This window comes from Cellulomonas phragmiteti (genome assembly GCF_016862775.1).
In the GTDB taxonomy this organism is placed as follows: Bacteria; Actinomycetota; Actinomycetes; order Actinomycetales; family Cellulomonadaceae; genus Cellulomonas; species Cellulomonas phragmiteti.
This window is the reverse complement of record NZ_BONP01000010.1, coordinates 66,805-82,540: the sequence shown is the minus strand read 5'-3', so window position 1 is coordinate 82,540 and position 15,736 is coordinate 66,805. Positions and strand designations below refer to the sequence as shown.

Below are 15,736 nucleotides of genomic sequence, written 5' to 3'. Positions count from 1 at the left end.
ACGTCAGCGCAGCGCGGCCACCTCGTCCGCCGACGTCCCGCAGTCCCGCAGGAACTGCCGGCACCGCTCGGCCTCCGCCGTCTCCCCGATCGCCTCGGCCGCCGTGGCCAGGGCCAGCAGCGCCCGCAGGAACCCCTGGTTCGGCTCGTGCGCGGCGGGCACCGGGCCACGACCCCGCCAGCCCGCACCGCGCAGGGCGTCCAGCCCGCGGTGGTAGCCCGTCCGCGCGTACGCGTACGCCGCGACCGGGTCCTCGGACCGCTCGGCGAGCAGCGCCCACACCAGCGACGCGGCGGGCGCCGCCGGGACGGCGTCCCGCGGGTCCGCGCCACCGGCGAGGGCGGCGCGCGCGGCCGCGTCGGGGCCGTCGGCGGGCAGCAGCGTCGGGGCGGGGCCGTCGAGCAGGTTCTCGTGGGTCATGGCGCCAGTCTCGCACCGCGGTGCCCGCGGGTCGTCCGGCGGAGGGGTGGCGTGACCCGACCAGCGGTCGCCCGCCCTGGACACCGCCGTTACAGTCGAACGGCCGACCAGCACCCTCCCCACGGCCCCCTCCCCCCGGTCGGCACGGAGCACAGGACAGCCATGATCGAGATCTCGACGTCGTCCACCACCACGACGCTCCTCGTCGCAGGTGACCTCGACCTCGCCGAGCGTGAGCAGTTCCCCGAGGTGACCGCGCGCGTCGTCGGCCTGCGGCGTCAGCTGCTCGTCATCGACATGTGCCGGGTGACCTTCATGGACTCCACCGGCGCCGCGTTCCTCATCTCGCTGGCCGACTCCGGCCGGCGCCGCGGCGGCGCGACCGTGCTGCGCGGCGCCGACGACCGCGACCTGTTCGTCCTGGAGATCTGCGGGGCGCTCGAGCTGTTCCGCATCGACGCGGACCACCGCTGCGAGCTCGAGGCCGAGGCGTCGAGCACCCCCGAGGGCGCACCCACCCCCGCCTGACGACGGACCTGCCGACGCCTACGCCTGCTGCGCCGACGCGGGTAGCGCCCCGGGGCGCACCTTGGCCCACACGACCTTGCCGCCGCGCGACTGCCGCCAGCCCCAGTCCGCCAGCCGCTCGACGATCTGCATCCCGAACCCCCCGACCCGACCGGGGTGCCCGTCGGTCGTCACGGGCGGCGTGGGGTTGTCGTCCTCGACCTCGATGCGCAGCCCGTCACCCGTGTCGTACAGCTGCAGCGCGACGTGGCCCCAGCCGTGCAGCACGGCGTTGGCGACCAGCTCGGAGACGATGAGCTCGGCGTTCGACGCGTCCCCGAGGTCCCAGGCCTCGCACGTGCGCAGCACCGCGTGCCGCGCACGGCCGATCGACGCGGGCTCGCTCGGCAGCGCCCACCGCCGCCGCCGCGGGCTGACGGCGCCGGCCAGGTGGTCGTCGGGCCCGGGCACCCGCAGCACGACGACCGCCACGTCGTCCTCGGGGTGGTCGGCGAGCCGCGAGAGCAGGTCCTCCCCGATGCCCGCGGCGTCCCGGGCCGTGATGCCCGCCGCGACGGTCTCGAGGACGGTCAGGCCGTCGCGCAGGCTGCGGTCGCGACGCTCGACGAGACCGTCGGTGTAGTAGACGACGACGTCCCCGGGCACCAGCGTGACCTCGTCCGTGGCCCGCCCGCCGGAGCCGAAACCCACCAGCCGGCCGCCCGTGCCCCGCAGCTGGCGGGCGTGCCCGTCGCGCACCAGCAGCAGCGGGAGGTGGCCGGCCCGGGAGTACTGCAGCGTCCACCCGCCGGCCCCGTCGCGTCGCAGCGTGGAGTAGACCATGCTCGCGGCGCGCGGGATCCGCATGCCACCGAAGAGCTGGTCCACGCGGTCCAGCACGGGCCCGGGCGTGGTGATGTCGAACGCGTACGACCGGACCACCGAGCGCAGCTGGCCCATCGTGGCCGCGGCCTCCACGTCGTGCCCCACCACGTCGCCGATGACGACGCTGACCGTCTCCGGGTCGATCTGCAGGACGTCGTACCAGTCGCCGCCCACCTGCGCATCGTCCGCGCTGGGCGAGTAGTACGTCCACACGTCCAGGCCGTCGACCTCGGCCTGCTCCGGCAGCATCGCGCGCTGCAGCGTCTCCGCCAGCCGGTGCTCGCGGTCGTAGAGCCGCACGTTGTCCACGGACAGTCCCACGCGGCGCGCGACGAGCTCGACCACCGTCCGCTCGGACGGCCCGAGGGCGGCGACGCCCCCGCCGCCGTGGGGCCGCACCACGAGCAGACCGACCGCGCGGCGACGCCCCGGGACGGCCTGCACGACGAGCCGACGGTCCCCGGTGCCGGCGTCCGTCCCCGGCCCCAGCCGGTGGGCCAGCCACTGCATGTACGTGCCGTCGGGGTGCTCCGCGTCCAGGTCGAGCTCGACGACGCCCTCGCGCGTCCCCGCCAGCAGGTGCCCCACGGCGTCGCGCGGGCAGTGCGACACCACCCGGCCCGCGGGGCCGTGGTGCCGCTCGCGCACGCCGTGCGCGGGCGCGAGGCCGTCGGCCGCCCACAGCCCGTGGTCGAACAGGAAGAAGTGCGCACGCTCCACGACGTGGGACTCGAGCAGGTCGGCGATCTCCCGCAGGCCCTGCGGCTCGTCGACGTCGACCAGCAGGTCCGAGACGCGGGCGACGAGCGACAGGCTGCGCCGCTCGCGGCGCTCCTCGGCGACGAGCGCCGCCTGCTCCGCGGACGCCGTGAGCTCGGCGGTGAGGTCCTGCACGGCGGCGACGAACGTCCCGACCGGCACCCCCGGCCCGGGGGGCACGGGGGACACGTGCACCACGCACCGCACGTCGGTCCCGTCCGCGCGGCGCAGCACGACGGGGTGGGTCGCCGGACCGCGCGCGGCCACCCGCACGGCGTCGGGGTCCGAGGGGCGGACGCGGGGGTCCGTCAGCACGTCGACGCCGACGACGTCCTCGGGTGCGTGCCCGACGGCCCGCGCGAGCGCGTCGTTGACCCAGGTGACGCGGATCACATCCAGGCGCCGGTGCAGCAGCGCCATCGGGACGTGCGTCGCGGCCAGGGCCGCGGCCAGGGCCGCGGACGGCGTCCCGGACAGCGGGTCGGTGCCGTGCTGCGACCCGGCGGGCGTAGGCTCGGGGATCGGTTCGGCGGTGTGGGAGTTGACCACCACCACCTCCGATCGTCTAGCGTGCCGAACGGACGGACGGCTCGACCACCCCGGCGAGCCCCGCCAGCGCCCGGAAGGAGCATCGTGCGAGACGTTAACAGTCCTTCCACCGACCAGGACGCCGCCACGTCGGACGCGACGGAGGCCACGACCGTCGGGGAGCCCGGCGCCGTGCAGGTCATCGTGGGGACCGACCGCACCCGCATCGTGCTCTCGGGAGAGGTCGACGCCGACCTCGGTCCCGAGCTGCAGGAGGCCACCGCGGAGGCCGAGCAGCGCGGTCTGCCCATCGAGGTGGACGCGCACCACGTGACGTTCATGGACTCGTCGGGTGTCGCGTTCCTCGCCCGGCTGTCGATCCGCAGCGAGCACCGCGTGCGTCTGCTGCGGGTGCCCCCCACCGTGCGCTTCCTCCTCGAGGTCACGCGGATCGGCGAGCTGCTCGACGTCGTCGACGACGGGGACGAGGACGCCGCCCCGTTCGAGCCGGTCGACACGGCGGGCTGACCGCCAGGCGAACCGGCTCCCGGTCCCGCACCGGGCGGCCCGTGACGGCCGACGGCCCCGGCCCCCTCGCGGGGGACCGGGGCCGTCGCACGTCGGTGCGGGGACTCAGGCGAGCCGGGTGCCCGCCGAGCGCAGCTGCTGGCACGCCTCGACGATGCGCGCGGCCATGCCCGCCTCGGCGAGCTTGCCCCAGGCGCGCGGGTCGTACGCCTTCTTGTTGCCGACCTCGCCGTCGACCTTCAGCACGCCGTCGTAGTTGGTGAACATGTGCGTGACGACGGGACGCGTGAACGCGTACTGCGTGTCGGTGTCGATGTTCATCTTGATGACGCCGTTGTCGACCGCCTCGGCGATCTCCTCGGCCGTCGAGCCGGACCCGCCGTGGAAGACGAGGTCGAACGGCGACTCCTTGCCGATCTTCAGGCCGACCTCGCGCTGGATGTCCGCGAGGATCGACGGGCGCAGCTTGACCGCGCCCGGCTTGTACACGCCGTGCACGTTGCCGAACGTCAGGGCCGTCAGGTAGCGGCCCTTCTCGCCCGCACCGAGGGCCTCGACGGTCTTCAGACCGTCCTCCGCCGTCGTGTAGAGCTTCTCGTTGATCTCGGCCTCGTGGCCGTCCTCCTCGCCACCGACGACGCCGACCTCGATCTCGAGGATCGTGCGGGCGGCGCGCGACATCTCGAGCAGCTCCGCGGCGATGACGAGGTTCTCGTCGAGCGGGATGTCCGAGCCGTCGAACATGTGCGACTGGAACGTCGGGTTCTCGCCGCGCTTGACCTGCTCGGCCTCGAGCTCGAGCAGCGGGCGGACCCACGAGTCGAGGTTCTTCTTGACGCAGTGGTCGGTGTGCAGGGCGATCGTCACGCCGTAGTGCGTGGCGACCTCGGTCGCGTACGCCGCGAGCGCGAGCGTGCCGCTGACGCGGTTCTTGATCGTCGAGCCGGACGCGTACTCAGCGCCGCCGACGGAGACCTGGATGATGCCGTCCGACTCGGCCTCCGCGAAGCCCTGGATGGCGGCGGTGACGGTCTGGGACGACGTGATGTTCACGGCAGGGTAGGCGAACTTGCCGGCCTTCGCCCGGTCGATCATCTCGGCGTAGACCTCGGGGGTGGCGATGGGCATCGCAGAATCTCCTGATGGCTCGGGGAGCGGTACGACACGAGTCTGCCACCACCCGGCCCGTGGCGTTCCGGGACGTCCACCGGGACCGTCAGGCGTGCTGCAGGACCCACGTGTGCAGGGCGATCGCGGCGGCCGCGCCTGCGTTGAGCGAGCGCGTGCTGCCGTGCTGCGTGATGTGCAGGACGACGTCGCACACCGCCTGCGCCGCCTGCGTCAGGCCCGTCGACTCCTGCCCGAGCAGGAGCACGCACGCACGGGGCAGCGGGTGGCCCTCGATCGGCACGGAGCCGGGCACGTTGTCGATCCCGACCATCGGCAGGCGAGTGCCGCCCGGGCCGGCGCCGGCGGCCCACGTCGCCAGCGCCGCGGCGTCGGGGTGGTGGTGCACGTGCAGGTAGCGATCGGTGACCATCGCACCCCGGCGGTTCCAGCGACGGCGGCCCACGACGTGCACGCCCGCGCTGTTGAACGCGTTGGCCGTGCGCACGACCGACCCGATGTTGAGGTCGTGCGACCAGTTCTCGATCGCGACGTGGAACGGGTGCCGCCGCGTGTCGAGGTCGGCCACGATCGCCTCGACCGTCCAGTACCGGTAGGCGTCCACGACGTTGCGCCGGTCGCCGTGCGCGAGCAGCTCGGGGTCGTACCGGGGGTCGTCGGGCCACGCGGCGGGGCCGCCCGGCCACGGCCCGACGCCGACCTCGTCGCCGTCGGTGGCGCCGCTCACGCCTCCGGCTCGGGGGCGGCGGCCGCGTCGAGCTCGCGCCGGATGCGTCGCCGCTCCCAGACGACGAGCGTCGCGACGACCGCGGCACCGGCGACGGCCAGCAGCACCGGCACGCCGACGTCGCCCGACGGGGCCAGCAGGCCGCGCTCGCCGTCCTGCCACGGCCACAGCGCCCGCAGCGAGCCGACCATGAGCCCGGCGAGCACCGCCATCGTCGCCTGGCGGCGCTCGCGCAGCAGCCACTGCAGCAGCTTGACGAAGGACCCGAGCCCGACGACCGCCCCGAGCGCGAAGGCCCCGACGAACGCCAGGTCGAGGTTCTCCACGGCCGCCTGCACGGGCACGTACAGGCCGAGGACGACGAGCAGCGCGGAGCCGGACACGCCGGGCAGGACGAGGGCGTTGATCGCCACGGCCGCGCCGAGGAACACGTACCAGAGCGAGGGGTCCGCGACCTCGACGGGCGCCAGGCCCGTCAGTCCGAACGCGACGACGACGCCCAGGGCCAGCAGCACCACGTCGCGGACCCGCAGCCGCCCGGGCAGCATGCCCAGCGGCACGGCCACGGACGCGAGGATCATGCCGAAGAACACGGCCCGCGTCGGCACCGGGTGGCTCTCCAGCAGCGGCGCGAGCGTGCGCAGCGAGACGAGCAGCACCACGACCATCCCGCCGAGCACCGGCACCAGCAGGCGCCAGTCCACCTGCCGCAGGGCGGCAAGCGCGTCACCGACGCCCCGCCGCCGCACGACCCCCGTGACCAGCGCCCGGACCGCGTGCACGAGGTGCCCGGCGGCGGTCACCAGCTCGTCGTACAGGCCCACCACCAGGGCGATCGTGCCGCCCGAGATGCCGGGCACCGACTCGGCCGCACCGATGAGACCACCGCGGACCGCGTCCAGGGGTGCGCGGCGCCACGAGCGCCGGGGAGGCGCGGTGGCGGGGGGTGCGGCGGTGTCGCGGGTGGCGTCTCGGGTCACCCGGGAAGCGTAGCCACCCCCGGCTACCCTGAGGACGTGACCGAACGGAAGATCGCCTCGTGGCTGTCCGACATGGACGGCGTCCTCGTGCACGAGGGCACCGCGCTGCCCGGCGCGGTGGAGTTCATCGACGCCTTGAAGGCCGCGGACCGGCCCTTCCTCATCCTCACCAACAACTCGATCTTCACGCCGCGCGACCTGCGCGCACGGCTCGCCGCGACGGGTCTCGACGTGCCCGAGGCGGCGATCTGGACGTCGGCGCTGGCCACGGCGCAGTTCCTCACCGACCAGATGCCCGGCGGCTCCGCCTACGTCATCGGCGAGGCCGGCCTGACCACCGCGCTGTACGAGGCCGGCTACACGCTGACGGCGGCACGCCCCGACTTCGTCGTGCTGGGCGAGACGCGCACGTACTCGTTCGAGGCGATCACCCAGGCCGTCCGGCTCATCCAGGGCGGGGCCCGGTTCATCGCCACCAACCCGGACGTCACCGGGCCCACCGCCGAGGGCGACCTGCCCGCGACGGGTGCCGTGGCGGCGATGATCTCCGCCGCCACGGGTCGCGAACCGTACTTCGTGGGCAAGCCCAACCCCATGATGATCCGCTCGGCGCTCAACCGGATCGACGCGCACTCCGAGACGACCGTGATGGTCGGCGACCGCATGGACACCGACGTCGTCGCCGGCATCGAGGCCGGCCTGCGGACCTACCTCGTGCTCACGGGCTCGACGCGCGCGGAGGACGTCCACCGGTTCCCGTTCCGCCCGACCGCGGTCCTGGACTCCGTGCAGGACCTCATCGAGCTCATCTGAGCGACGCGGCGGCGCCGCTCGGCGCGTCGTCGCCGTCCAGCGAGCCGCCGGGGCCGTTCGTCCCGACCACGGGTCCCCCGCAGGGACGACCCTGGGGCATGCGCAACAGCGAGCTCGCCCAGGTGCTGCGCGCGGCCAACCCCTGGTGGTCGCGTCGCCGCCGCGCGTCCTGGGTGCTCGACGACGCCGACCTCGCCACGCGCGCCCGCCACGAGTGGGCGCCCGCCACGAGCGCCGCACGCGCCGAGCTGTCCACGCTCGCGCAGCGCCCCCTGCCCCGCACCCTCACCCTCGTGGTCGGGCTGCGCGGTGTCGGCAAGACCACCGCCGTCAAGGACGTCGTGGCCCACCTCGTGTCGGACCCCGCGACCGACCCCCGGCGCGTCGTGCTCGTGCCCGCGCAGCGCGAGGACGCGACGGGCGCCATCACCTGCCTCGCGCCGGCCGACCTGGCGACGACGGTGCGCACGCCCACCCGGACGGGCGCGCCCGCCTGCGACGGCCCGCGGGTGCTCGTCGTCGACGAGGTCGGGGCGGTCGACGGCTGGCCGCGCGTGCTCGCCGACGCCTGCCGGCGCGGCGACCAGGTCGTCGCCACCACGTCCGTCCTCGACCCGGCCGACGTGGCCGCGCTCGAGGCCGCGGCGCCGGCCGGGACCGTGACGGTCCGCCACCTGCACCCGTCGAGCATGTCCGAGCTGCTGCTGGCGCGCCCCGGGGCGGGGACGGGCGACGTGCGCGCGGCGTACCTGCGCCACGGCGGCCTTCCCCGGGCCGTCGGCGAGCACCGCGACCTGGGCGACGTGAGCGCGGAGTTCGTCGCCCGGATCGCGTCCGGGCTGCACCTCGACGTGTGCCGGGGCGAGGAGCGCTGCCCGCTCGACGTGCTGCTCGACGCGGTGTGCGCGACGGCCGACAGGTTCGTCGAGCCCGAGCCGCTGGCACGCAGGCTCGACCTCAGCACGTCCGAGGTCGCCCTGCTGCTCGAGCGCCTGGAGCAGGCCCAGGTCCTCGACCCGCGCCGCGGCCTGGTCGACCCGCTCCTGCACCGGCTGCCCGCCCTCGTCGCCCCCGGGCGTCACACGCCGCCGTCCGACGAGCACATCGCGACGTTCTCCCACTGAGCGCCCGGTGCGCCCGGCGTCCGGGCCGGGCGTCGGGCGGCTGCGTCAGAAGCCGACGGCGGGCGCCTGCCGGACCTGCGGATCGTCGACCTCGAAGTACTCGGCGCGGGTGAACCCGAACATGCTCGCGACGAGGTTGGGCGGGAACGTCTCGACCTTGGTGTTGAGCTCGCGGACGTTCGCGTTGTAGAAGCGCCGGCCCGCCGCGATGCGGTCCTCCGTGTTCGCCAGCTCGGCCTGCAGCTGCTGGAAGTTCTCGCTCGCGCGCAGCACTGGGTAGTTCTCCGCGACGGCGAGGAGCCGGCCCAGCGCGGAGTTCAGCGCGCTCTCCTGCACCGCCTGCTCGGCGGGCCCGGCGCCCGGCCCGGCGGCCGCCGCGCGGGCCCGCGTGACCTCGTCGAAGACGCCGCGCTCGTGGGCGGCGTAGCCCTTGACGGTCTCCACCAGGTTGGGGATGAGGTCGTGCCGGCGGTGCAGCTCGACGTCGATCTGCCGCCACGACTCCTGCACGAGGTTCCGCAGCCGGACGAACCCGTTGTACTGCGCCACCCCCCACAGCAGGACGAGGACGACGACGGCGATCACGACGACGAGGGCGAGGGTGCCACCGGTCACGAGGACTCCTAGGGTCGGTACTGCCGCGATCCTACCGAGCAGCCGGGTCGTAGCCGTGGTCCAGCCAGACGTGCCGCGGGACGCCGCGCACCACGGCCGCCAGGACGCCCAGGCGGGGCGCGATGCTCGCCGTGCTGGTCGGGCCGGACGCCCACGACAGCAGCCACGTGCCCTCGATGCGCCAGCTCGTGCCCAGCGCGTCGGGCCGCAGCAGGCGCTCCAGCAGGCGCGGGTGCAGGATCGCGTGCCCCGTGCGCGCGTCGCGGGCGTCGACGCGGTAGGCCGCGTTGAACGCCGCGGACTCGAGCTGCAGGTCCCGTGCACCGAAGGCCTTGGCGACCCGGGCCCCGAAGCCCTCGGGGGTCACCTCGAGGACGGGCAGGTAGGCCGGCAGCGCGATCGCGACGACGTGCGCACGGTGCTCGCGCCGCTCCTTGCCGCTGCCCGTGGTCCACCCGTAGGTGAACGACACGGCGGTGCGGCCCTCGTAGGTGCCGGTGAGGACCTCCGTCACGGTGCGGCTGTGCCCCTGCCCGTACGGCGTGCCCGTCTGCAGGGTCGCCAGCCCGAGCCCGGGGTCGCGCGGCGTGTACGTCCACCCCGAGGCGTGCGCCCACGCCGCGAGGTGCTCGCGGCGGCGACGCTCCAGCCACCAGCCGCCGACCGCGACCAGCACCACGACGAGCACCATCAGCACGACGATCCCGCCCGAGGGGTGGCCCGCCCCCGACGAGGCCGCGGCAACCGTCAGGCCGAGCAGCCCGAGCACGACGACCGCGCCGACCTGCACCCCTCGTCGCACGACGGCCCCGGCTCAGGCCAGGCCGAGGTCGGTCAGGTCGAGGAGGTGGTGGTAGGACACGCCGAGCGCCTCGATCGCCTCGCGCGCGCCCGTGCCGCGGTCCACGATCGTCGCGACGGCCACGACCTCGCCGCCCGCCTCCCGCACCGCCTGCACGGCGGCGATCGGCGAGCCGCCCGTGGTCGAGGTGTCCTCGACCACGACGACCCGACGGCCGGCCACGTCGGGGCCCTCGATGCGGCGCTGCATGCCGTGGGTCTTGGCCTCCTTGCGCACGACGAACGCGTCGAGGTCCTGCCCGCGCGAGGCCGCGGCGTGCAGCAGCGCCGCCGCGACGGGGTCGGCCCCCAGGGTGAGCCCGCCGACCGCGTCGATCTCGGCCGTGCCGAGCCCGGCCTCCTCGAGCATGTCGAGCATCAGGTGCCCGATGAGCGGCGCCGCCCGGTGGTGCAGGGTCGCGCGGCGCAGGTCGACGTAGTACTCGGCCTGCCGACCGGACGACAGCGTGACCGTGCCGTGCACGACGGCGAGGTCACGGACGAGGGCGACGAGCTGGTCGCGGGGCGTTGCGGCGGGGGCGTCGGTCACGGCCCGAGGGTACCGGCCGCGTCCGCCGCCGGGGCTGCTGCGGTCAGCCGGTGACACGCACCTCGACGCGCCGGTTGAGCGCACGGCCCGCGGGGTCGTCACTCCCGCCGGCGCGCTCCTCGGCGACGGGCCGGGAGCTGCCGTGCCCGGTGACGGTCAGGGCGAGGTCGGGGCGTGCGGCGCTCAGCGCGTCGGCGACGGCCTGCGCGCGGGCCTGCGAGAGCGGGACGTTGACGCCGTCGCCGCCGAGGCCGTCGGTGTGCCCGTCGACCGTCACGGCGGCGCCCTGCGGCAGCGTGGCCGCGATCGCGCCGACCGCCTCGCGCGCGCCGGGGGCGAGCTCGGCGCTGTCGAACCCGAAGAGCAGGTCCGACGTCAGCGTCGTCACGCCGTCGGCCTCGCGCGCCAGCTCGCGCACGGACTTCTCGCGGACGAGCGCCAGCGGCGCGCCGATGAGCTGCAGCGGGCCCCCGGTCAGCCGCAGCGTGGCGCGCTCGACCATGTCCGGCGTCACCGGGGTGGCGGCGAGCTCGGCCCACGGCGGCTCGTCGCCGGGCGCGGCGGCCGGGGCGACGGGCCACGCCGCCGCACCCAGCACGAGCGGCAGCGCCGCCGCGAGCGCGACGACCCGGTGCGCCGGCCCCGGCACCGGCGGCCTCACGAGCCCTGGCGCGCGGTGACCCCGGAGAACACCGGCAGCCCGTCGGCGATGAGCACGTCGAGCGTGCCCCCGGCGTTGTCCGGGGCGGGGAGCGCGGCCCAGCCCTCGAGCGTCGTGTGGTTCCGCAGGCTCGTGGTGAGGTGGTTGAGCGGGGAGGCGAGCATCGTCGCGCCGCAGAGCTGGCGGTCGGCGCCGTCGCCGTTCCAGTCGCCCTTGGTGCACAGCGGCATGAACGCCTGCAGGTGCGTGGTGTCCGTGACCAGCGGCGCCGGGTCGATGCCCAGGTCGAACAGGCTCATCTCCTCGTCGTCGCCGCGCTCTGGCGCGTCCCAGCGCAGCGCCCACCGCACCGTGAGCACGCCCTCGTCGACGCGGACGTCGCGCAGGGTCAGGGTGATCTCGCCGCCGGCGACCTCGGACCCCGCGGGGGTGTCGACCGTCTGCTCGGCCATCACGCGGGTGGCGACGTCGTCGACGGGCGCGGCCTGCTCCGTCGCGTCGCCGGGCGCGGCCGCGCCGCTCGTCGTCGTGCCGGGGGTCGGGTCGTCCGTGCCGCCGGTGCAGGCCGACGTCAGCGCGACCACCGCGACGGCCACCAGGGCGACCGCGGCACGGCGCAGGGCAAGACGGGCGGGCAGACGCATGCGGGGTCCTCCGGGACGGTCGGGGTCGGTCCCGACGCTACCGTGCGGGGACGAACCGGACGCACCGGACGCACGCCCGGGGTCGGAGGTCGTCGGCTCAGGCGTCGGTGGCCGGTGCGTCCTCGAGCGGACGCCGGTACCCGCCGAAGGCCCGGACGGCGGACCGCGGCGCGACGCGCAGCAGCGCCGAGACGGCCTTGTAGCGCAGGCTCGGGGTCGACAGGACGGCACCGCGCCGGACGTCCGCCAGGGCGGCGGCGACCACGTCCTCCGCGTCGAGCCAGGCCGCGGCCGGGTAGTGGCCCGTGTCGATGCGCCCGCGCTCGTGGAACTCCGTGTGGGTGAACCCCGGCGCCACGACCGTGGCGGTGACACCGGTGCCCTTCAGCTCGCGCGCGAGCGCCTCTGTGAACACCCGCACCCACGCCTTGTGCGCCGCGTACGTGCCCGTCGCGGTCAGCCCGGCCACGGACCCGACGTTGAGGATCGCGCCCCGCCCGCGCGCCGTCATCGCGCCGGCCGCGGCGTGCGAGAGCACCATGACGGTGCGGACCATGAGCTCGAGCGCGCGCTCCTCGGCCGCCACGTCGCCGTCGACGAACCCCTGGTTGAGCCCGAGACCGGCGTTGTTGACGAGCAGCCCGACGGGCCGCTCGTCGCTGCGCAGACGGTCGGCGACGCGCGCCACGTCGGCGTGGTCGGTGAGGTCGGCGGGCAGCACCTCCGCCCGGACGCCCGCGGCCGCCTCGAGCTGCCCCGCGAGCCGGGTGAGCCGGCCCTCGTCGCGCGCCACGAGGACGACGTCGTGCCGCGCCGTGGCGAGCTGCCAGGCGAACTCCAGACCCAGGCCGGCGCTCGCGCCGGTGACCAGTGCGGTACCCATGCGGCTCACCCTACGGACAGCGGCCGCGCCGCGCCCGCGCGTTCCGGGCACGTGCCGTCCCCCTCGTGCGGGTCGACGCACCCACCCGTAGCGTGGAGCGTCCACGCCGACACGGAGGTGAGCACCGTGAGCACGGAGCCCGAGATGGTCCCCGCACCCCTGGCCCTGGTCACGGGCGCATCGAGCGGCATCGGGCTGGAGATCGCCCTGCGCCTGGCGGAGACGGGCCACGACCTCGTCGTCACGGCCGAGGACGACGGGCTCGCGCTCGCGGCCGACGGTCTGCGGCAGCACGGCCGGGCGGTGCGGGCGGTGCGCGCCGACCTGCGACGGCCGGAGGACGTGGAGGCGCTGGTGGTCGACGTGGTCGGCACCGGACGCCCCCTGGACCTGCTGGTGCTCAACGCCGGCACGGGGGCGGGCGGGCCGTTCCTCGAGGTCCCGCTCGAGGACCACCTGGCCACGATCGAGGTCGACGTGGTCGCGCCCGTCCGCCTGGCGCACGCGCTCCTGCCGGCGATGGTGGCGCGCGGCGCGGGACGGGTGCTGGTGACGTCGTCGGTCGCGGCGCTCATGCCGGGTCCGTACTACTCCACGTACGCGGCGGCGAAGGCGTTCGACCTGTCCTTCGCCGAGGCCCTGCGGTACGAGCTGCGGGACACCGGGGTCACCGTGACGGCGCTGCTGCCCGGCCCCACGGACACCGACTTCTTCGAGCGGGCCGGCATGCAGGACACGCGGGTGGCGCACAGCCGCAAGGACGACCCGGCGGACGTCGCCCGGCAGGCCGTCGACGGGCTGCTGAAGGGCGACGAGAAGGTCGTCGTGCGCTCGGTGCTCGCCCGGGGCCAGGCGGCGGCCGGTGCGCTGCTCAGCGACGGCGCGGGTGCCGCGCTGCAGGCCCGCGCCACCGAGCCGACGGGGTCCGGCGGGCCCGACGAGGGCTGAGCGGGGGCCGGTCCGTCCACAGGACCGACCGCGGCGGCTCGCGCCGTCGCCCGCGGCTCGTAGGGTGGGCGCGTGCAGCCGGACCCCGCCGTTCCGCAGGCCCGCCGACCACGGTCGACGGGCCACCTCGACGACGCACCGCAGCCGGACGTCGCGTCGTGGGACGACGCCCCCGCCGAGCCGTGGTGGGACGAGGCGCCGCCCCCGCCGGACGACGCTCCCCCCGCCGACGCGTGGGCCGAGGACCCGTGGGGACCGCCGGACGCGGGCGGACGCACGAGCGCGCGCCGGCCCGACGCGCCCCGCAGCACCGCGGTGGGGACGCCCGCGCCCTCGCACGGCACCCCGGCCAACGTGCTGCACCGCGTGTGGGGCTACGACGCGTTCCGCGGCGACCAGGCGGCGATCGTCGACACCGTGGTCGCCGGCGGCGACGCGGTCGTCCTCATGCCGACCGGCGGCGGCAAGTCCCTGTGCTACCAGGTGCCCGCGCTGGTCCGCGAGGGCACCGGTGTGGTGGTGTCGCCGCTGATCGCGCTCATGCAGGACCAGGTGGACGCGCTGTCCGCCCTGGGCGTGCGCGCGGGGTTCCTCAACTCCACGCAGGAGCGGGGCCAGCGCCGCGCGGTCGAGGACGCGTTCCTCGCCGGCGAGCTCGACCTGCTCTACCTCGCGCCGGAGCGTCTGCGGGTGCCCGAGACCCTGGACCTGCTGGACCGCGGGCACGTCGCGCTGTTCGCGATCGACGAGGCCCACTGCGTGTCGCAGTGGGGTCACGACTTCCGCCCCGACTACCTGGCCCTGTCGCTGCTGCACGAGCGCTGGCCGGGCGTGCCGCGCATCGCGCTGACGGCCACGGCGACGCACGCGACGCACCGGGAGATCGGCGAGCGGCTGCAGCTCACGGACGCCGCGCAGTTCGTCGCGAGCTTCGACCGCCCGAACATCCGGTACCGGATCGTGCCGAAGGACAACCCGCGCGCGCAGCTGCTGCACCTGCTGCGCACCGAGCACGCGGGCGACGCCGGCATCGTGTACTGCCTGTCACGCGCGTCGGTCGAGCAGACGGCCGAGGCGCTGCGCAAGGAGGGAATCGACGCGCTGCCGTACCACGCGGGGCTCGACCGGCGGGTCCGCGCCGCCAACCAGTCCCGGTTCCTGCGCGACGACGGCGTCGTGATGGTCGCGACCATCGCGTTCGGCATGGGCATCGACAAGCCCGACGTGCGGTTCGTCGCGCACCTGGACCTGCCGAAGTCCGTCGAGGGCTACTACCAGGAGACGGGACGCGCCGGACGGGACGGGCTGCCGTCGACGGCGTGGCTCGCGTACGGCCTGGCCGACGTGGTGCAGCAGCGCCGCATGATCGACACCTCCGAGGGCGACGCCGCGCACAAGCGGCGGCTCACGCAGCACCTCGACGCGATGCTCGCGCTGTGCGAGACCGTCGACTGCCGGCGCACCCAGCTGCTCGCGTACTTCGGCCAGGAGTCGGGCGGGCCGTGCGGCAACTGCGACACGTGCCTCGAGCCGCCGCAGTCGTGGGACGGCACGGTGCCGGCGCAGAAGCTGCTGTCGACCGTGGTGCGGCTCGACCAGCGCGGGCAGCGCTACGGCGTGGGGCACCTGGTGGACATCCTGCGGGGCAAGGCGACGCCGCGCGTGCAGCAGCTGGGCCACGACCAGCTGTCGACGTTCGGGATCGGGCAGGACCTCTCGGACGGCGAGTGGCGCGGCGTCGTCCGCCAGCTCCTCGCGGCCGAGCTGCTGGCCGTCGACTCCGAGGGCTACGGAACGATCCGCCTGCTGCCCGCGTCGGCCGACGTGCTGCGCGGCGCGCGCGAGGTGCGGCTGCGCCGGGAGCCCGAGCGCACGGGCCGCGCGACGCGCGAGCGGCGGGGGGCGGGGCGCACGCCGGCGGCCGCCGCCGACCTCAGCGGGGACGACGCCGCGCTGTTCGAGGCGCTGCGCGCCTGGCGGGCGGGCGCCGCCAAGGAGCAGGGCGTGCCCGCGTACGTCGTCTTCCACGACGCGACGCTGCGCGAGATCGCGACGCGCCGGCCGACGTCACGGGCGGAGCTGGGCACGATCAGCGGCGTCGGCGCGGCCAAGCTCGACCGCTACGCCGACGGGGTGCTGGCGACGTTGGCGGGCGACGGGGACTGACGTCCGGCACGGCGCCCGGCGGCCCGGCCG

General features: G+C 75.6%; 17 protein-coding genes. 6 read left to right on the top strand and 11 right to left on the bottom strand.

Translation table 11 applies throughout. From position 1 onward, the window contains the following. Positions 1-3 precede the first annotated feature (3 nt). Positions 4-420, bottom strand: a complete 417-nt coding sequence (locus tag Cph01nite_RS10230; protein ID WP_203673827.1) for a DUF3151 domain-containing protein — start codon at positions 418-420, stop codon at positions 4-6. Between the two features lie 162 nt (positions 421-582). Between Cph01nite_RS10230 and Cph01nite_RS10225 the strand changes: the two genes are divergently transcribed. Next, complete coding sequence (locus tag Cph01nite_RS10225; RefSeq protein WP_203673825.1) at positions 583-948, top strand: STAS domain-containing protein; 366 nt, start codon at positions 583-585, stop codon at positions 946-948. Between the two features lie 18 nt (positions 949-966). On the opposite strand, the gene Cph01nite_RS10220 is transcribed toward Cph01nite_RS10225, so the two are convergent. After that, positions 967-3,123 carry an ATP-binding SpoIIE family protein phosphatase gene (locus Cph01nite_RS10220; RefSeq protein ID WP_308439435.1) on the bottom strand — a complete coding sequence of 719 codons (2,157 nt, stop codon included), beginning with the start codon at positions 3,121-3,123 and terminating at the stop codon, positions 967-969. A gap of 81 nt (positions 3,124-3,204) precedes the next feature. On the opposite strand from Cph01nite_RS10220, the gene Cph01nite_RS10215 reads away from it, so the two are divergent. Then, the gene (locus Cph01nite_RS10215; RefSeq protein WP_203673823.1) at positions 3,205-3,627 is read left to right on the top strand and encodes an STAS domain-containing protein; all 423 of its coding nucleotides are present in this window, start codon (positions 3,205-3,207) and stop codon (positions 3,625-3,627) included. Between the two features lie 105 nt (positions 3,628-3,732). On the opposite strand, the gene fbaA is transcribed toward Cph01nite_RS10215, so the two are convergent. The 3 genes from fbaA to Cph01nite_RS10200 all read right to left on the bottom strand — a co-directional run bounded on the left by fbaA (position 3,733) and on the right by Cph01nite_RS10200 (position 6,462). Next, complete coding sequence (gene fbaA, locus Cph01nite_RS10210) at positions 3,733-4,755, bottom strand: class II fructose-bisphosphate aldolase (RefSeq protein WP_203673821.1); 1,023 nt, start codon at positions 4,753-4,755, stop codon at positions 3,733-3,735. Positions 4,756-4,843: 88 nt separating this feature from the next. After that, positions 4,844-5,482, bottom strand: coding sequence for a TrmH family RNA methyltransferase (locus tag Cph01nite_RS10205; RefSeq protein ID WP_203673818.1), 639 nt, complete (start codon positions 5,480-5,482; stop codon positions 4,844-4,846). Further along, positions 5,479-6,462, bottom strand: coding sequence for a DUF368 domain-containing protein (locus Cph01nite_RS10200; RefSeq protein ID WP_203673816.1), 984 nt, complete (start codon positions 6,460-6,462; stop codon positions 5,479-5,481). The genes Cph01nite_RS10205 and Cph01nite_RS10200 overlap by 4 nt, the downstream gene beginning before the upstream one ends. A 72-nt stretch (positions 6,463-6,534) precedes the next feature. On the opposite strand from Cph01nite_RS10200, the gene Cph01nite_RS10195 reads away from it, so the two are divergent. Then, on the top strand, positions 6,535-7,275 hold the full coding sequence (locus tag Cph01nite_RS10195; RefSeq protein ID WP_203673964.1) for an HAD-IIA family hydrolase: 741 nt from the start codon (positions 6,535-6,537) through the stop codon (positions 7,273-7,275). A 98-nt stretch (positions 7,276-7,373) separates the two neighbouring features. Further along, positions 7,374-8,399 carry an AAA family ATPase gene (locus tag Cph01nite_RS10190; RefSeq protein ID WP_203673814.1) on the top strand — a complete coding sequence of 342 codons (1,026 nt, stop codon included), beginning with the start codon at positions 7,374-7,376 and terminating at the stop codon, positions 8,397-8,399. A gap of 45 nt (positions 8,400-8,444) precedes the next feature. On the opposite strand, the gene Cph01nite_RS10185 is transcribed toward Cph01nite_RS10190, so the two are convergent. The 6 genes from Cph01nite_RS10185 to Cph01nite_RS10160 form a co-directional block, all read right to left on the bottom strand. Next, complete coding sequence (locus Cph01nite_RS10185) at positions 8,445-9,014, bottom strand: LemA family protein (RefSeq protein WP_203673812.1); 570 nt, start codon at positions 9,012-9,014, stop codon at positions 8,445-8,447. A gap of 31 nt (positions 9,015-9,045) precedes the next feature. Continuing rightward, positions 9,046-9,816 carry a hypothetical protein gene (locus tag Cph01nite_RS10180; protein WP_203673810.1) on the bottom strand — a complete coding sequence of 257 codons (771 nt, stop codon included), beginning with the start codon at positions 9,814-9,816 and terminating at the stop codon, positions 9,046-9,048. A 12-nt stretch (positions 9,817-9,828) separates the two neighbouring features. After that, positions 9,829-10,404, bottom strand: coding sequence for an orotate phosphoribosyltransferase (gene pyrE / locus Cph01nite_RS10175; RefSeq protein WP_203673808.1), 576 nt, complete (start codon positions 10,402-10,404; stop codon positions 9,829-9,831). Positions 10,405-10,447: 43 nt separating this feature from the next. Next, entirely contained in the window at positions 10,448-11,065 is a 618-nt protein-coding gene (locus Cph01nite_RS10170; RefSeq protein WP_239069181.1) for an OmpA family protein, read from the bottom strand. Further along, positions 11,062-11,709 (bottom strand): hypothetical protein, encoded by a 648-nt coding sequence (locus tag Cph01nite_RS10165; RefSeq protein WP_203673806.1) that lies wholly within the window; start codon positions 11,707-11,709, stop codon positions 11,062-11,064. Before Cph01nite_RS10165 ends, Cph01nite_RS10170 begins: the two co-directional genes overlap by 4 nt. 97 nt (positions 11,710-11,806) lie before the next feature. After that, positions 11,807-12,592, bottom strand: a complete 786-nt coding sequence (locus Cph01nite_RS10160) for an SDR family NAD(P)-dependent oxidoreductase (RefSeq protein ID WP_203673804.1) — start codon at positions 12,590-12,592, stop codon at positions 11,807-11,809. A 126-nt stretch (positions 12,593-12,718) separates the two neighbouring features. Here Cph01nite_RS10160 and Cph01nite_RS10155 point away from each other — a divergent pair, with 126 nt between their 5' ends. Further along, the gene (locus Cph01nite_RS10155; RefSeq protein WP_203673802.1) at positions 12,719-13,540 is read left to right on the top strand and encodes an SDR family NAD(P)-dependent oxidoreductase; all 822 of its coding nucleotides are present in this window, start codon (positions 12,719-12,721) and stop codon (positions 13,538-13,540) included. 72 nt (positions 13,541-13,612) lie between these two features. Beyond that, positions 13,613-15,706: a DNA helicase RecQ gene (recQ, locus tag Cph01nite_RS10150; RefSeq protein WP_203673800.1), complete on the top strand. Its 2,094-nt coding sequence runs from the start codon at positions 13,613-13,615 to the stop codon at positions 15,704-15,706. Positions 15,707-15,736 lie beyond the last annotated feature (30 nt).

Bases quoted from the DNA above. Each gene is read 5' to 3' on its own strand.
- Cph01nite_RS10230 (WP_203673827.1), bottom strand. From the start codon at position 420: ATGACCCACGAGAACCTGCTCGACGGCCCCGCCCCGACGCTGCTGCCC.
- Cph01nite_RS10225 (WP_203673825.1), top strand. From the start codon at position 583: ATGATCGAGATCTCGACGTCGTCCACCACCACGACGCTCCTCGTCGCA.
- fbaA (WP_203673821.1), bottom strand. From the start codon at position 4,755: ATGCCCATCGCCACCCCCGAGGTCTACGCCGAGATGATCGACCGGGCG.
- Cph01nite_RS10195 (WP_203673964.1), top strand. From the start codon at position 6,535: ATGGACGGCGTCCTCGTGCACGAGGGCACCGCGCTGCCCGGCGCGGTG.
- Cph01nite_RS10190 (WP_203673814.1), top strand. From the start codon at position 7,374: ATGCGCAACAGCGAGCTCGCCCAGGTGCTGCGCGCGGCCAACCCCTGG.
- Cph01nite_RS10165 (WP_203673806.1), bottom strand. From the start codon at position 11,709: ATGCGTCTGCCCGCCCGTCTTGCCCTGCGCCGTGCCGCGGTCGCCCTG.
- Cph01nite_RS10160 (WP_203673804.1), bottom strand. From the start codon at position 12,592: ATGGGTACCGCACTGGTCACCGGCGCGAGCGCCGGCCTGGGTCTGGAG.